Raw genomic sequence first — 15,564 nt, forward strand, 5'->3', positions numbered from 1 at the left:
TGCCTTATTTATTATTACTTGGTGATAGCAGCCAAAATATCATGTTTGGTAATGATATGAACGCGGTGCTTTTCGTCCCTTACCAAAACCGCCTTTTCTCTTTCTACCATAGATGAGAGAACATCCAATGTACTATCTAGGGCTACAAATTTCATAGAATCTTCCATCACCTCTTCTACTTTTGCGTCTTTTAGTGCTGGATTTTCAATTATTTTCAACAAAAGCTTATTGTCTGTAAGACTGCCTATCACTTGCCCCTCCTCCATTACAGGAATCTGAGAAACACTCTTGTCATTCATAATTGAAATCGCATCCTTGATTTTATCATTCTTATTTACAACCACCAATTGATATCCTTCCGTTCTTAAATTCACAATATCTCTAGCAGTTCCAAAGGCTTTGTCTTCCAAAAACCCATGATTTCTCATCCAATCATCATTGTAAACTTTACCTAAATAACGGGTACCGTGATCAGGTAGCAAAATCACCATTACATCACCTTTCTTAAGGTTCTCTTTAGCATATTCAAGTGCCCCATGAACAGCTGAACCGCAAGACCAACCCACGAACAAACCTTCTTCTCTGGCAAGTCGGCGTGTCATCACGGCAGCATCCTTGTCCGTGACCTTTATAAAATGATCAATAACAGAAAAGTTTACATTTTTTGGCAAGATATCTTCTCCTATTCCTTCAGTCAGGTAAGGATAAACCTCATTTTCGTCAAACTCTCCAGTCTCTTTGTATTTTTTAAAAACTGATCCATAGGTATCTATACCTACTGAAACCACTTTCTCTGATTGCTCTTTTAAGTATTTGGCCGTGCCGGACATAGAACCTCCCGTACCTACTCCTGCAGCAAAATGTGTTATCTTTCCTTCAGTATCCCTCCACACTTCAGGGCCGGTAGTTTCATAGTGAGCTTTCCAATTGGACTGGTTGTCGTACTGGTTGGGATAGAAGGAATTGGGTATGTCCTCATTTAATTTCTTTGCCACCGCATAATAAGACCTTGGGTCCTCTGGAGACACATTGGTAGGACAAACGATAACTTCTGCTCCTACTGCTCTTAAAATATCAATCTTTTCCTTTGACTGTTTGTCAGCCATGGTAAAGATGCACTTGTATCCTTTGGCAATTGCCGCAAGGGCAAGTCCCATCCCGGTATTCCCACTTGTTCCTTCAATAATGGTTCCTCCAGGTTTTATAAGCCCTTCATTTTCGGCATCCTCCAACATTTTCACAGCCATTCTATCCTTCATGGAATTGCCTGGATTGAAGTATTCTACTTTCACTAATACTTCTCCTTCTATACCTTTATTTAGTTTATTCAACCTGACTAAAGGGGTATTTCCTATCGTTTCAATAATTGAATTGTATATCATGGATTAATTTTTAATGAAATATAATACAAAAGGACATTTGAGTGTAAAATAGCCCTAAAGCAAACTTCTCAATGGAATGCTAAAATCAACATTTGAATGAATTGCACTAACGTACTCCTGCAAGCAAATACAATACCGCCATTCTGATGGCCACACCATTTTCTACTTGTTGTAGTATGATGGCATGTTCAGAATCTGCCACATCAGAGTTTAGTTCTACCCCTCTATTGATTGGTCCCGGATGCATCACTACTATTTCTTTATCTAAACGGTTTAGAAGCTGCTTGTTGATCCCATAGTATAAAGAATACTCTCTTAAAGAAGGGAAATATTTTATTTGTTGACGTTCTAGCTGTATCCTTAACACATTGGCCACATCGCACCATTGCAATGCTTTAAACACATCATGCTCCACTTTCACCCCTAAATCGGCAATGTATTTGGGCAGTAATGTGATAGGACCGCAGACCATCACCTCTGCCCCCAATTTCTGTAGACAGAAAATATTGGATAGCGCAACCCTGGAGTGTAAGATGTCACCTATAATTGCCACTTTTTTCCCAGCTACATCACCAAGTTTTTCACGGATGGAAAAAGCATCAAGTAAAGCCTGTGTAGGGTGTTCATGGGTTCCATCTCCTGCATTGACGATATTGGCTTTGATGTGCTTGGACAAAAAATGAGGCGCTCCTGGACTGGAGTGCCTCATCACGACCATATCAACCTTCATGGCCAATATATTATTTACAGTGTCTATCAGTGTTTCCCCTTTTTTTACGGAGCTACTGGCTGATGCGAAATTCACAACATCTGCGGAAAGTCTTTTTTCTGCTAACTCAAAGGACAGTTTTGTCCTGGTAGAATTTTCAAAGAAAACATTGGCGATTGTTATGTCTCTTAGGGAAGGCACCTTTTTGATTGGCCTATTCAAAATGTCTTTGAAATTATCTGCTGTATCAAAAATCAATTGAATATCTGCCGGACTCAGGTCTTTAATTCCCAATAAATGTCTGGTACTAAGCTGCTCCATTGGTATTAATTACTTTCTTTTTCAGTGATCCAAATGGCGTCCTTTTCAAATCCTCTAGATTGCCACTCTACACTTACATATTGGCTTTCCAGTGTATTGACCTGCCTGCCGCAGTAATCGGGTTGGATAGGGAAATCTCTGGTGAATTTTCTATCGATCAACACCATTAATTCCACCTTTTGGGGTCTCCCAAAGGCTATCATCGCATCCATAGCTGCTCGGACAGATCTACCTTTGTAAAGAACATCATCTACCAAAACCACCTTTTTATTTTCAATTAAAAAATCAATTTTAGTTTCATTTGCCCTTAAGGGAAGATCTCTTCTCCGGAAGTCATCTCTATGAAAGGTGGCATCAAGATATCCATATTCCAAAGAAATATTTTGGATTTCCTTCATGCGCTGAATGATTTTATCCAGCACCAAAGCACCTCTTGGTTGAAGCCCTAAAAGGACCGTATTATCAAAATCATCATGGTTTTCTATCAATTGATGACAAAACCTGCTGATGGTTAGCGATATCTGGGTCTGGTCAAGAACAAGTCTTTTTTGCATGATTAAAATTTGAGGCAAATATATAAATTATTTATTGGGGCTTAATGGCTCTATATAAAATCATCCACTTTTATTTTGGTGAAAAAATTCACCTCTCGACTTTTTCCCCTTCCATCTTCACCCTGATACCTTATCCTTTGTTTACCACTAAGTAGGTAATAATTGTCATACCACCAAATGAGCTGTAGGCTACTTTCCCTGGTTTCAGAAATTCTTTCATTTTCATTTATAAGCTCTATTGGGAAGGGCTCGTTTTCCATTACCACTTCACCTTTATTGATTTGACTCAACATCAACTCCTTCTCATCAAGGTACATGTAAAACAAGCTGTTTCCATCAAAAACCACCTCTCCAAACTTCATGGGCTCAGCCCGGTTTGCATTTTCTAAACTAAGTGAATTGTCCCATACAATATCGCCCTCTTCATCCAATAAAATAAATTGAGCAGCAAGGAACTTGTACTCGTCCAAAGTTTGTGAACTTCGAAAGCGAGGATCTAACCACAAAGGGTTATACATTCCCCCATAGCCCCCCATCATTGGATTCAATCTATAAAAGTTGCTTGCATACATCCCATCTCTGGGTACATACTTGGAAGAGGAGGAAATAAAATGGTCATTGTATACAAGGTAATAACCATCTAAGGCCTGAATCTCACGGGTGACTAGCACATTTCTAATTGGGGTGTTTTTGCCTTTATCAAGCCTTTTCTTTATTCGTTTCCACCTATTATCACGTGCTTTCTCCGGTAGATAATTGTAAAAATTTCCAAAATCAGACACATTGTAGAACCTGTTTGTATATTCTCCGAATTCATTAATTTTAGTAAAGTACAAACCTTGATAGGCTTCTTTTTTCTTCAATCCATAGGGCCCAATCAAAGCTTGCTTGTAATTGGTAGAGGAAGTCAAAAGACCTTCAACAATCTCCATGGAGGGATTTCCTAAATCCTCAATCTTAACCTCCCTTAGCTTGTTGCCATTGGTGTCATAGGTCAAAATTGAAACAATTTTATTTTTGTAGGAATCCCTTCTACTCATCACCACATCAAAGATATTCAACTCAGGATCTTTTCTCATTTGTAAAATCCTCGCATCCTTTTCAAAAAGTCCAGGTACAGTAATCACTTCTTTGGAGACAATATCAAATATCTGAATTACGGGACGGTAATCGTATTTCCCCATAAAAACCGCCTTCCGATTAAACACCAGAAAATCCTGAAGCTCCATTTCAAGAATACTGGAAAGCTCGATCTCTGCCAGTTTTCTATTCTCAAGGTTTATTTCAAATATCGCTTTCTCCTCGTTGTACTGAGATCCTTTATCAAATAACACATACAACAAATCACGATCCAAGTCAAACCCTACCAAGGAATACAAATCTTCCAATTTCTTTTCCAGAGGCCCATCCCCTTTCAACTGATAATCAGTAGTGAAATATTGAAAAACATCCTTTCTAGCAAAAGGCGTTTCAGGCTTCATTCTAAAGCCTACCAAACCTCCTTCTCTAGGCAATACAAAAAAATCTTCATCTGACCAATGGGTCTCCACCTCAAACCTTTGCGTGAACTGAACTTGTGCAAGAGCCCCTCCCACCGATATCAGGTAGCCAATTGTAAATAATAGGATTTGTTTTAACATTCCTTAAGGGTTTTGCTGTAGTATACAATACCAACTTTACCTAACATTTAATTGTTCAGATTCAATAAGTGCTGTTCCCATTTTCAATGGGAATTGTTTATGCCAGTTATCATTAGTTGGTATATTCTTCTATCCGGCACTTGTGTACCAATCGCTATTGGAAGAAATAGAACACAAATAAACCGACTGGAATTAAAGTAAGTCAATTTATCAATAGGATTGATTTACACCATAAGATAAGACATATGATTTTATTTTGAAACAATTATTTAGGACATTTGTCGGGTACTCAACAGATCTCAAAACACCTTGGATAACAAACAAATTGTCAAGACCCTCAAATTAACCTTGCAATTGATGGAATTGCATGAAGAGAATGCATTTAAAATCAGGGGATATCAATCTGCCATCAATAGTATAGAACGAGAAGGAAAGCCTCTTGCCAACCTTAACTTGGACGAACTACAGAAATTCCCCTCTATTGGTAAAGGGATTGCAGAGGCCATCCTCGCTATTCAAGAGGCAGGTAGCCATGAGCTTTTGGATAAACTTTTGGAAGAAACTCCAAATGGGATTTTGGAAATATTAGAAATAAAAGGACTTGGCCCCAAAAAGATCAAAACACTTTGGAAGGAATTAAACATTACTTCCACCCATGAATTAATGGAAGCCTGCCAATCAGGCCAAGTGGCAAAAATAAAAGGCTTTGGACAAAAGACCCAAGACAGTATCATACAAGCGCTTGAATACAAAGCCTCAAATCAGGGGAAATGGCTATATGCAGATATTGAACAACCAGCAAAAGAATTACTTGATCGATTGCGCGAAGCCTTGTGCCAAGATACTGTAGCAGTAGTAGGTGATTTTGAGATGGAGGCTGAGATTATTGATTGCATTACTTTTTTAATAGGCTCAGACAAACCTAGTTATTCTCTTGAAGCAATTAACAAGGTTGACGGGTTGATTCAGTACACGGAAAACTTAAGTCCTTACCGATGGGAAGGCAGAATGGAAAACCCTGACATCAAGGTTCTAATAACCCTGGCTGCTAAAAAAGATTTCATTAAACAAAAATTACTCAAATCATCTTCAAAGGTTCATCTTCTTTACCCCACAGAAAATGGCCTGCCTCTTGGAGAATTGTTTTATAAAGGTGCTTTTAAAACTGAAGAGGAAGCCTATAAAGAGGCCGGTTTACCATTTATACCAGCACCTCTAAGAGAAGGTACAGGCGAATTGGACTGGGTAAAAACTCATTCCTTGGATGAATTATTGACATTGGAAGATCTTAAGGGACCCTTGCACAACCATTCCACTTACAGTGACGGCAAACATAGCCTAAAAGAAATGTCAGAATTTTGCAAATCGGAAGGTTTTGAGTATTTCGGGATAGCCGATCATAGCCGATCTGCTTTTTATGCTAATGGCTTGGATGAGGACCGTATCCACCAGCAGCATAAGGAAATAGATGAACTCAATGAATCTTTAAAGCCATTTCGTGTTTTTAAAGGTATAGAAAGTGACATCCTCACTGATGGTAGCCTAGATTATTCTGATGAAGTTCTGGCCACTTTTGATTATGTAGTTGCATCTGTTCATTCTGGATTAAGCATGGACATCAACAAAGCAACTGCACGCTTGCTCAAAGCCATTGAAAACCCATATACGACAATTTTAGGGCATCCTACTGGACGCCTTCTTCTAAGAAGAGAAGGTTATCCCATCGATCACCGTGCTGTAATTGATGCTTGTGCAGTTCATGATGTGGTTATAGAAATCAATGCCAACCCATGGAGATTGGACCTTGATTGGAGATGGGTAAGGTACGCAATGGATCAAGGTGTCATCCTGTCCATAAATCCTGATGCCCACGAAAAAGCTGGTGTCGCTCACATGAAATTCGGCGTAATTGCCGGACGCAAAGGCGGCCTGACAAAAGCCATGACCCTCAATACCAAAAGCGGTGATGAATTAGCTACTTATTTTGAAAATAGAAAAAAGAAAAAGCAATGAATACAAAGCAAAAAGGACCTGAGGATCTGCTAAAGCAATCTTTTCAGTCAGGCATGATAGGTATCATTTTTGCATTGGTCCCATTGGTTATTAAAGCACTGTTTAATCCCGACATGCCTTATATGGGCTTGTTCACCGGGGTAGGTATAGGCTTACAGTTACTGGGATTAAGTCTGGCTGTATTGGTTCTACGTAGGAAGAAAATAAGTGACCCACAAAAGGATAAAGCAAAAAAAATGACTTTAATCCTAGCTGTATCCCTACTCTTTTTTATGCTGGCCTAACCATGAAAAATTCAACTACAGTAATTTTACTTGTTTTTGGTTTGCTATTCTTAGGCTGTGAGTCAAAACCCCAATGGAACAAGTGGCAGGCAGGTGACATCTTATTCCAAAATGGAGATTGTGGAGATTTTTGTGATGCCATTAAAAAAGTTACTTCCGGATACAATGGCCATTCCTTTTCACACAATGGGATTCTAATAGAGGAAAATGGTAATTGGAGGGTATTGGAAGCGGTGAATCAAGGTGTACAAATCACAGCCCTGGAAGATTTCTTAAATCGCTATACAACTGAAGAAGGAAACCCAAAGGTGCACGTCGGAAGGCTTAAGCCGTCTTACCAAGACCTGATTCCAGATGCCATTGCCTTTGGAAAAACCCTAAAAGGAAAACCTTACGACCAAGCCTTTAATTTAGAAAATGACGCCTATTATTGTTCAGAGCTTATCCATTTCTCTTTTATGAACGCCAATGGTGGCTTGCCTATTTTCGACACTCCTCCGATGACATTTAAAGATCCAGATATTGGTAAGACTTTTCCTGTCTGGGAAAAATATTATGAAAGGTTAGGCTTAGAGATTCCAGAAGGAAAGCCGGGGCTAAACCCTGGAGGCATGAGCCTTTCTCCTTTACTGGATATAATCTATAATTTTGAAAAGCCATAAGTTAAAGAAAAAATTATTGATACAATGAGGGCAAAATAGTACCTTGTCTAAATAATCGCACATTCAAATAAGCCCCAAATGAACAGAAGATCTTCCGTAAAGAAAATAATGGCTGTAGCAGGAACAGGTATATTAACTCCTCAACTAGGCTTTTTAAAAAATCTATTGCCGGACTCAAAGAAAGCAGCAGCTCCATCACCTTTTTACCTATTCACAAAAGCCCTTCAATGGCTTCCTTTGGAGCAGGTGCCTGAAACGGTCAAATCTTTAGGCTTTGACGGAATTGATTTACCTGTAAGGAAAAATGGTTTTTTTAATACGGATGAAATAAAGCAAAAACTGCCCATAATAGTCAATAAGAGTGAAACTTTAGGCTTAAAACGGCCGGTACTGACCACTGAAATGAACCTCAATCAGATGGCCGAAATGGATGAATTCCTCAGGACCATTTCCGGCGAAGGAATCACCGATTACCGCATGGGCTACCTTCCATTTACCACCAAAAATATCATTAAGGAATTAAAATCTCTCAATGCTTCCATGAAACAATTGGCGGAATTGCACGAGAAACATGGGGTAACTGGCCATTATCAAAACCATGCCGGAAGGCGTATTGGAGGTTCTGTTTGGGAAATTTACCATTTATTGAAAGACATCAACCCTGATCATATTGGGGTGCAGTTTGATTTGCGTCATGCCTCTGTAGAGGGCTATCAATCTTATGAAAATGTTTTCCACATGATCAGTGATCAAATAAGAAGTTTTGATTTAAAGGATTATGTCTGGGGGAAGGTTGATGACAAAGGTGACAGGCCTATTAATGTTCCCTATGGAGAAGGAAATGTGAAATTCGAACTTTTACAAGAGCATCCGGGATTTATGGGCAGTCTTCCTAAAATCCTACATTGTGAGTACGACTTAGGAGGAGCAGAGCATGGCCACAAGCACCCAACCATGAGTAAAGAGGCCATACTTTCTGCCATCGCTAAAGATGTAAAAGTTTATAAAACAGCAAAATACAAATAAAGCCTAGGCCAAGGCCTTGTTGATCAAAGCCAATGCTCGTTCTGAGTGGTTTAAAGACAAGGCTTTTTCATGGCCTTTTGGAGACATCTTTTTCCAGGTTTTCTGTAAGATGTCAATGAGTTTTTCTTCCTCATTTTCGTGCTTCGCAATGAAGTCATCAAAATAGTATTTTAAAAACACCAGACATACCACATCCTCCAGCGCCTGCGTCTCAGGGTCTGATTTCAATCTGCGTTTATTAATTAAATCATCAATTTTTTGTAAATAGGAAGCGTCATAACCGCTGCTTTCCAAGATTTCCCTGGCAAGATTGGCATGAAACCCCTTGAGGTTGGTTCTCCATAGCAAATAGCCTTTTCGGTCCATAGGATAGGAATCCCTTGGAATTTCCCAACGCCGAATATGCTGACTTCTCGCAGCTAGCTTTAATACTTCATTTGCTTCCGGGTAAGTTTCTTCCATCATGTCGGCCATCCGCTTCCCATACAACAGCTCTTTGGGCACTTTATCCCCTTTTACTTCTTCCAGGTTCGGATCTTCCGCGTTGGCGGCATCAATTTTTGCTACTGCTGCACCATAGTCACCGGTTTTAACATTTCTCATAACGCTTTCTTTTACCAATAAGCTGTTTACTTTATAAAGTTTAAACCCGGTCTATACCACAGGAATCGTAATAAGCAGGGAAACCCTCAAGAAAATCTCCAAATAACGATTTATTTTGAATCGGTTTTGCCATGTATTCAAATAGACTATTGTATTGTTCGGATTTATCCCAAAAATAGTTGAAATATCATCCTCATCAAATAGCTAGCAGCGGTAAAAGACACCCGATTTCAGGTTTTATCGCTTTCATAAGGGGGACATAATGGTTAATTGTTAATGGGATAATTATTAATGGTTAATTGTTAATTCAATAATTGTTAATGGGGTAATGGTTAATGAGCTAATTGATAATTAACCATTAAAAATAAACGCTTGATTTGGAGAAAGCATTGAAAAGCCACATAAAGGCGATTGCTTCTATTGGGTACAAACAAAAATTGTAGTTGTGAATTGAATTGCGTAAAAACAAGAATTCATGTGGATGTTCAATAAATTTGATTAATTTTGCCCCAATTTAGCCAATAGTAAACTATTTCAAAAATCATCAAGCATGCCAAAAGACAGTAGCATCAAACATGTACTTATAATCGGAAGCGGCCCTATTGTAATCGGGCAGGCTTGTGAATTTGATTATGCAGGATCTCAAGCCTCCCGATCATTGAGGGAGGAAGGAATTAAAGTTACCCTTATCAATTCCAATCCTGCAACCATTATGACCGATCCGGTGACTGCAGACAATGTATACCTTTTGCCACTTGAGAAAAAATCGATCATTAAAATTTTACAAGAGCATCCGGACATTGACTGTGTACTCCCCACCATGGGTGGTCAAACGGCTCTAAATCTGGCAATTGATTGTGACAATGCTGGTATCTGGGAAAAATTCGGCACCAAAATGATAGGTGTTGATATCGACGCTATTGAAACTGCCGAAAACAGGGAGAAATTTAAAGCTTTAATGGAAGAATTAGGTGTTGACGTATGTATAGGTCGTACAGCTACCTCCTTTTTGCAAGGCAAGGAAATTGCTCAAGAAATCGGCTTTCCATTAGTTATCAGGCCTTCTTATACTTTAGGTGGTACTGGAGGTGGATTTGTAGACGGTCCTGATAATTTTGAAAAGGCATTAAGTGCTGGACTTCAAGCTTCACCTACCCATGAAGTACTTATAGAACAAAGTATTCTTGGATGGAAAGAATATGAATTAGAGGTATTGAGAGACAGTATAGGTAATATGGTAGTGATATGTTCTATAGAGAACTTTGACCCTATGGGAGTGCACACAGGAGATTCTATCACTGTAGCTCCAGCCATGACATTACCTGACCCAGTATTCCAACGAATGAGAAATTTGGCCATTCGAATGATGAATGGTATTGGGAATTTCGCAGGAGGTTGTAATGTTCAGTTTTCTGTAAGTCCCGATAATCAAACCATCATAGGTATTGAAATTAACCCTAGGGTATCTAGATCATCGGCCCTTGCATCAAAGGCTACAGGATACCCTATAGCGAAAGTAGCAGCTAAGCTTGCTGTGGGTTACAATCTTGATGAATTAAAAAATTCAATCACAGGAAGTACCTCTGCCTTTTTTGAACCTGCGATAGATTATGTGATCGTGAAAATTCCTCGTTGGAATTTTGACAAATTCAAAGGTTCTGATAGAAAACTAGGACTTTCCATGAAAGCTGTAGGTGAAGTGATGGGCATTGGAAGAAACTTCCAGGAAGCCCTTCAAAAAGCCTGTCAATCTCTGGAAATCAAGAGAAATGGCCTAGGAGCAGATGGAAAAGAGCTCAAAAATCAGGATGAAATATTATATAGTTTAGCTAATCCAAGCTGGAACAGGCTTTTCCATATCTATGATGCTTTCAAGTTGGGCATTTCATTCAGAACAATTCAAGACCTGACGAAAATTGACAAATGGTTTTTGAAGCAGATTGAAGAGTTGGTTCACCTAGACAATACTCTTGCCAAGGAAACACTACAAAGCATCAGCTTTGATCTGATGAAAACAGCCAAACACAAAGGGTATGCCGACAGGCAAATTGCCCACCTATTGGGTTGTATGGAAAGTGAAGTCTTTAATAAAAGACGGGATGAAATGAACATTAAACGGGTTTTCAAACTCGTTGACACCTGTGCTGCTGAATTTGAAGCACAAACTCCTTATTTCTATTCCTCTTTCGGAGAAGAAAATGAATCAAAGGTTTCTGACAGAAAGAAAATTGTAGTACTAGGGTCTGGCCCAAACAGGGTTGGTCAGGGAATAGAGTTTGATTATTCTTGTGTACATGGAGTACTTGCAGCCAAGGAATGTGGTTATGAAACCATCATGATCAACTGTAACCCTGAAACAGTTTCTACTGATTTTGACATTGCTGATAAATTATACTTTGAACCTGTTTTTTGGGAACATATCTATGAGATCATCTTGCATGAGAAGCCAGAAGGCGTTATCGTACAATTAGGTGGACAAACAGCCCTTAAATTGGCTGAGAAGCTAGACAAATACAATATTCCAATCCTTGGCACCAGCTATAGAGCACTAGATCTGGCAGAGGATAGAGGTAGATTCTCTAAACTTCTGAAAGAAAATGACGTCCCTTACCCTGAATTCGGAACCATTCATGGAACGGATGAGGCGCTAGAACTTTGCAAAACGATTGGTTTCCCTTTATTGGTAAGACCTTCTTATGTTCTTGGTGGACAGGGAATGAAAATTGTAATCAACGAAAAGGAGCTTGAAGAACATGTAGTAACTGTACTTCGCGATATTCCAAACAACGAAATCCTCCTAGATCACTTCCTTGAAGGTGCCATAGAAGCCGAAGCAGATGCTATTTGTGATGGTGAAAGTGTTTATATCATTGGGATAATGCAACACATAGAACCTGCCGGTATTCATTCTGGAGATTCCTATGCTGTATTACCTCCGTACAATCTTGGTGATCTCGTCATTCGTCAAATTGAGACGATTACTGAGAAAATCGCATTGGCTCTAGAGACAAAAGGATTGATAAACATTCAGTTTGCAATCAAAAATGATAAAGTTTATGTAATTGAAGCAAATCCAAGAGCCTCCCGTACAGTTCCATTTATTTGTAAAGCTTATCAGGAACCTTATGTAAACTTTGCTACCAAAGTAATGCTTGGGGATAAGAAAGTTTCAGACTTTGATTTCAAACCTGTGAAAAAAGGATATGCGATCAAGGAACCTGTGTTCTCTTTTCATAAATTCCCGAATGTAAACAAAGAACTAGGCCCTGAAATGAAATCAACTGGTGAAGCCATTTATTTCATCGATGACTTAATGGACGATTTTTTCCTGAAAATTTATGCGGAAAGAAACCTATACTTAAGTAGATAAAACCATTATTAGACAAAGCTACCCGGACTAAAACTCAGTCTAGGTAGCTTTGCTTAATGTGCATTTACTGCTCTTTGGATTGGTTTTTGTATTTTTTTTCGCTTAATATTGAATGCTAAGTGATGATTTTCCGTTATTGGATTAAGCACTTTGTTTTGCTTGAATCGAATTAGTGAGTTTTCAAAATTGATTACCATGATTTTAAAAATAATTATATTCTTTATTGCACTAGGCTGGGTCTTCTCTAGTTTGTTTAAGTTTTTTCTAAACAGTAAACTTAAAAAATTTGCAGACCAGGTTAAGGAAGCACAAAGGGAAGAAACAAAAAAAAGAAACCAACCTAAGGACGGTAATGTTAATGTTGATTTTGTCCCCAAAGACAGCAAAAAAAGGTCTGGCACCATCACTGGAGGAGATTATATCGATTACGAAGAAGTAAAGGACTAATCGAAAAAAATCTAAATACGGTCTCAACCTAAAACCATTAAACACTATCCTGAAATAGTGGCCCCATCATTATCCAAAGCTGTAATAGCCTATTACAGCTCTTTTTAAACGCTTTCAAATAGCAGCCAAAAGCATTGCCTTTGTATTTTAAGTGTTTTCAATGCACACAGCTATAACTTTATTTTTCCACAGCCCCATCAAAATTGGCTGTATTACAGTGATTAACATTTGCAAATAGATCTAAACGGGTAATAGCTATAAACCCGGATTATGTAATAGGATTTCTCCGCCCTGACAATGGTCAGGGGTGATGCCTGTCCCGTGTTTACGGGAAGTGTTGCAATCGCAAGAAAACCAGACTGTTTGGAGATTTTAGCATAGCACCGCTATGGTGAAATTGAAAACAGCAACGAAGTGGCTGATTTTGAAGCGATTTCAGCACGTAATAGAATGTCTATTGCATATTTCAGGTTAAACATCATCACCTACCTCCATTCCCTCTAAGATCCATTTCGCAATTATCATCCAATGTAGGGACGGTTTGACGCATGTAATTAAATATGCTTTTGGTTTCAATTGCCCAGTACATTAGGCAATCCTCATTGTCACAGTGATTTTCATTTTCCTGGTCCTCATGCGGAACCACCATATCCGTACCTACATTTACTAACCCCATAAGGTGTCCCAATTCGTGCAAGGCTACTGTGGTTTCTAAAGTTTCTTTACTGGGTTTAATAAATCCACCTGAATTCTCTTCAATTCGATTTCCAAACAACACCATACTTGTATTTCTATAAGCGGCCCCTATTGTAAAAGTGCTTTCATCATTCTTCTTAAAATCTCCATCCACCACCAACAAAAAAACAGACAGCGTTTTCCCTGCATTGTAATGTTGACGGTAATCCTCTTCAATTTTAGCTATCTCTTCTGTAGTGTATTCGCCTTTGTTCATGGCTGGAATTTCTTTCTCAATGACCGTAATACCATCAGGTTTGAAGGCATATTTCCCTAAAAAAGAAATCATGGATTCAACCATTTTTTCAGTGGGTTTATATCCTTCCATATAAACCAATTCCAATTCCAAGGCTGTAAATAGTTCGTCGGACAATAAAAAATTAGCGGATTTACCTACATCCCACCTTGCTGCCCCAACACCTGAGAACAAATCCACTTTGTTTTCGGGTGTAGTTTCCACGCAAGAGTAAAAGCATAAAGTCATGCATGTGAAAACCAATGTTTTAAAATAAAATCTTTTCATATAAGAGGTTCAAAATTACACAAGCAACTATTAATCAGATAATTTAAAAATAGCACAGAGATTATAACGACCAAAAGCACACTTTCTATGCTTTATATTGAAAGTTTTTCTTCCAATCCCAGATTAAACCTGCTTTTCCTCAATTCCAAAGAGATCGTTACACAATATAAAAACCAAGGTATCATAGGACAGCCAAAATCGAAAATAGCAACTAAAGAGTCTGATCGTGAAATGATTCCATACCCAATAGTAACCCTGTTTTCAATTTAAAGTTTAACCTGAATGGATTTTAAATTTTTCTTCAGTTAAATAATAATTCGGCATAGAATTAGTTATAAATAAGTTGAAAGAAAACACTATTTATTTAACTTAAAGCCAAAAAAATGAAAAAAGTATGGATTATTTTATTCCTCTCGGGAATAGGACTGACACAGCTTAATGCGCAGATATTGTCTGTGGGACCAAAAATTGGTGTTTCGCAGGGTAATGTTCAAGTTTCAGAAGGGTTTAAAGGTGATGATTCCCAGATGGGCTATCATGTGGGGATTTTCGCTCGTGTCAATTTGGCCGCCGTTTACTTACAACCAGAAATTCTTTATACCAACACTGGTGGGTCCTTCAAGGACAATACTTTCAGTTATGATTCTGAATTTGATCGGTTGGATGTCCCATTTATGTTGGGCGTTAAGTTAGGAAACATCTTTCGTATCCAAGCTGGGCCGATAGCTAGCTATATGCTAAATGGAGACATTACCGCAAGGGATGGAAATACCTTGCTTAAGTACGCTCCTCCTTCTGATGATTTCACTTTTGGCTACCAAGCAGGTGTAGGCGTGGATATTGGGAATTTGTTACTTGATTTAAAATATGAAGGGCCATTGACCAATTCAGTGAACAAGTTTGGAGAAATACCTACTGACCAAAGACAAAATCAAATCATGCTCTCTGTAGGATTCAACCTCTTTTAAACACTTTTGTTTAAACCCAAAACAATTGATCTTCATTTACCTGATGTAATCAACTCACAATTGAAGCCATGAAAAAAACACTGCTTAAACCCGAAATATGCAATAGAAAATCTACTGCATGCTGAAATCCCTTCAAACAATCTGGTTTTCTTGCGATTACGATACTTCTCGCAAACACGGAACAGGATTTACCCCTAACTATTGTCAGGGCGGAAAAATCATATTACATAGTTCGGGGTAAATTAAGCTGGCTATTTATGGACATACATTAACTTTCCACATTGACCTAAGCTGTCGTCCATGGATCTGTTTAATGTTTTTTATTTC

13 protein-coding genes are annotated in these 15,564 nt (G+C 38.5%); 7 read left to right on the forward strand and 6 right to left on the reverse strand.

Annotation, left to right across the window (positions count from 1 at the left end; all coding sequences use genetic code 11):
- Positions 1-14 precede the first annotated feature (14 nt).
- The 4 genes from AC13EX_RS19645 to AC13EX_RS19660 form a co-directional block, all read right to left on the reverse strand.
- Complete coding sequence (locus tag AC13EX_RS19645; RefSeq protein WP_482893996.1) at positions 15-1,382, reverse strand: cystathionine beta-synthase; 1,368 nt, start codon at positions 1,380-1,382, stop codon at positions 15-17.
- A 106-nt stretch (positions 1,383-1,488) separates the two neighbouring features.
- A complete protein-coding gene (locus AC13EX_RS19650) occupies positions 1,489-2,412 on the reverse strand; it encodes an aspartate carbamoyltransferase catalytic subunit (RefSeq protein WP_048642420.1) in 924 nt (307 codons plus the stop codon).
- A 5-nt stretch (positions 2,413-2,417) separates the two neighbouring features.
- Positions 2,418-2,966: a bifunctional pyr operon transcriptional regulator/uracil phosphoribosyltransferase PyrR gene (gene pyrR, locus AC13EX_RS19655; protein WP_048642419.1), complete on the reverse strand. Its 549-nt coding sequence runs from the start codon at positions 2,964-2,966 to the stop codon at positions 2,418-2,420.
- A 50-nt stretch (positions 2,967-3,016) separates the two neighbouring features.
- Entirely contained in the window at positions 3,017-4,606 is a 1,590-nt protein-coding gene (locus tag AC13EX_RS19660) for a transcriptional regulator (protein ID WP_482893997.1), read from the reverse strand.
- Positions 4,607-4,963: 357 nt separating this feature from the next.
- Between AC13EX_RS19660 and AC13EX_RS19665 the strand changes: the two genes are divergently transcribed.
- The 4 genes from AC13EX_RS19665 to AC13EX_RS19680 all read left to right on the forward strand — a co-directional run bounded on the left by AC13EX_RS19665 (position 4,964) and on the right by AC13EX_RS19680 (position 8,591).
- Complete coding sequence (locus AC13EX_RS19665) at positions 4,964-6,619, forward strand: DNA polymerase/3'-5' exonuclease PolX (RefSeq protein ID WP_339717320.1); 1,656 nt, start codon at positions 4,964-4,966, stop codon at positions 6,617-6,619.
- Positions 6,616-6,903, forward strand: a complete 288-nt coding sequence (locus AC13EX_RS19670; RefSeq protein WP_339717318.1) for a hypothetical protein — start codon at positions 6,616-6,618, stop codon at positions 6,901-6,903. Before AC13EX_RS19665 ends, AC13EX_RS19670 begins: the two co-directional genes overlap by 4 nt.
- Positions 6,904-6,905: 2 nt before the next feature.
- A complete protein-coding gene (locus tag AC13EX_RS19675) occupies positions 6,906-7,565 on the forward strand; it encodes a YiiX/YebB-like N1pC/P60 family cysteine hydrolase (RefSeq protein ID WP_482893998.1) in 660 nt (219 codons plus the stop codon).
- Positions 7,566-7,643: 78 nt separating this feature from the next.
- The gene (locus tag AC13EX_RS19680; RefSeq protein ID WP_482893999.1) at positions 7,644-8,591 is read left to right on the forward strand and encodes a sugar phosphate isomerase/epimerase family protein; all 948 of its coding nucleotides are present in this window, start codon (positions 7,644-7,646) and stop codon (positions 8,589-8,591) included.
- Between the two features lie 3 nt (positions 8,592-8,594).
- Here AC13EX_RS19680 and AC13EX_RS19685 read toward each other — a convergent pair whose 3' ends face one another.
- Positions 8,595-9,194 carry a DUF4202 domain-containing protein gene (locus AC13EX_RS19685; protein ID WP_482894000.1) on the reverse strand — a complete coding sequence of 200 codons (600 nt, stop codon included), beginning with the start codon at positions 9,192-9,194 and terminating at the stop codon, positions 8,595-8,597.
- A 550-nt stretch (positions 9,195-9,744) separates the two neighbouring features.
- Between AC13EX_RS19685 and carB the strand changes: the two genes are divergently transcribed.
- On the forward strand, positions 9,745-12,564 hold the full coding sequence (carB, locus tag AC13EX_RS19690) for a carbamoyl-phosphate synthase large subunit (RefSeq protein ID WP_482894001.1): 2,820 nt from the start codon (positions 9,745-9,747) through the stop codon (positions 12,562-12,564).
- A 195-nt stretch (positions 12,565-12,759) separates the two neighbouring features.
- A complete protein-coding gene (locus tag AC13EX_RS19695; RefSeq protein ID WP_048642409.1) occupies positions 12,760-13,011 on the forward strand; it encodes a DUF4834 family protein in 252 nt (83 codons plus the stop codon).
- A gap of 481 nt (positions 13,012-13,492) precedes the next feature.
- Here the strand turns inward: AC13EX_RS19695 and AC13EX_RS19700 are convergent, their stop codons facing one another.
- A complete protein-coding gene (locus tag AC13EX_RS19700; RefSeq protein WP_482894002.1) occupies positions 13,493-14,269 on the reverse strand; it encodes a hypothetical protein in 777 nt (258 codons plus the stop codon).
- Positions 14,270-14,652: 383 nt separating this feature from the next.
- Between AC13EX_RS19700 and AC13EX_RS19705 the strand changes: the two genes are divergently transcribed.
- A complete protein-coding gene (locus AC13EX_RS19705; RefSeq protein ID WP_482894003.1) occupies positions 14,653-15,237 on the forward strand; it encodes a porin family protein in 585 nt (194 codons plus the stop codon).
- Positions 15,238-15,564: the final 327 nt, after the last annotated feature.

The organism is Cyclobacterium sp. L-R, from assembly GCF_056859355.1.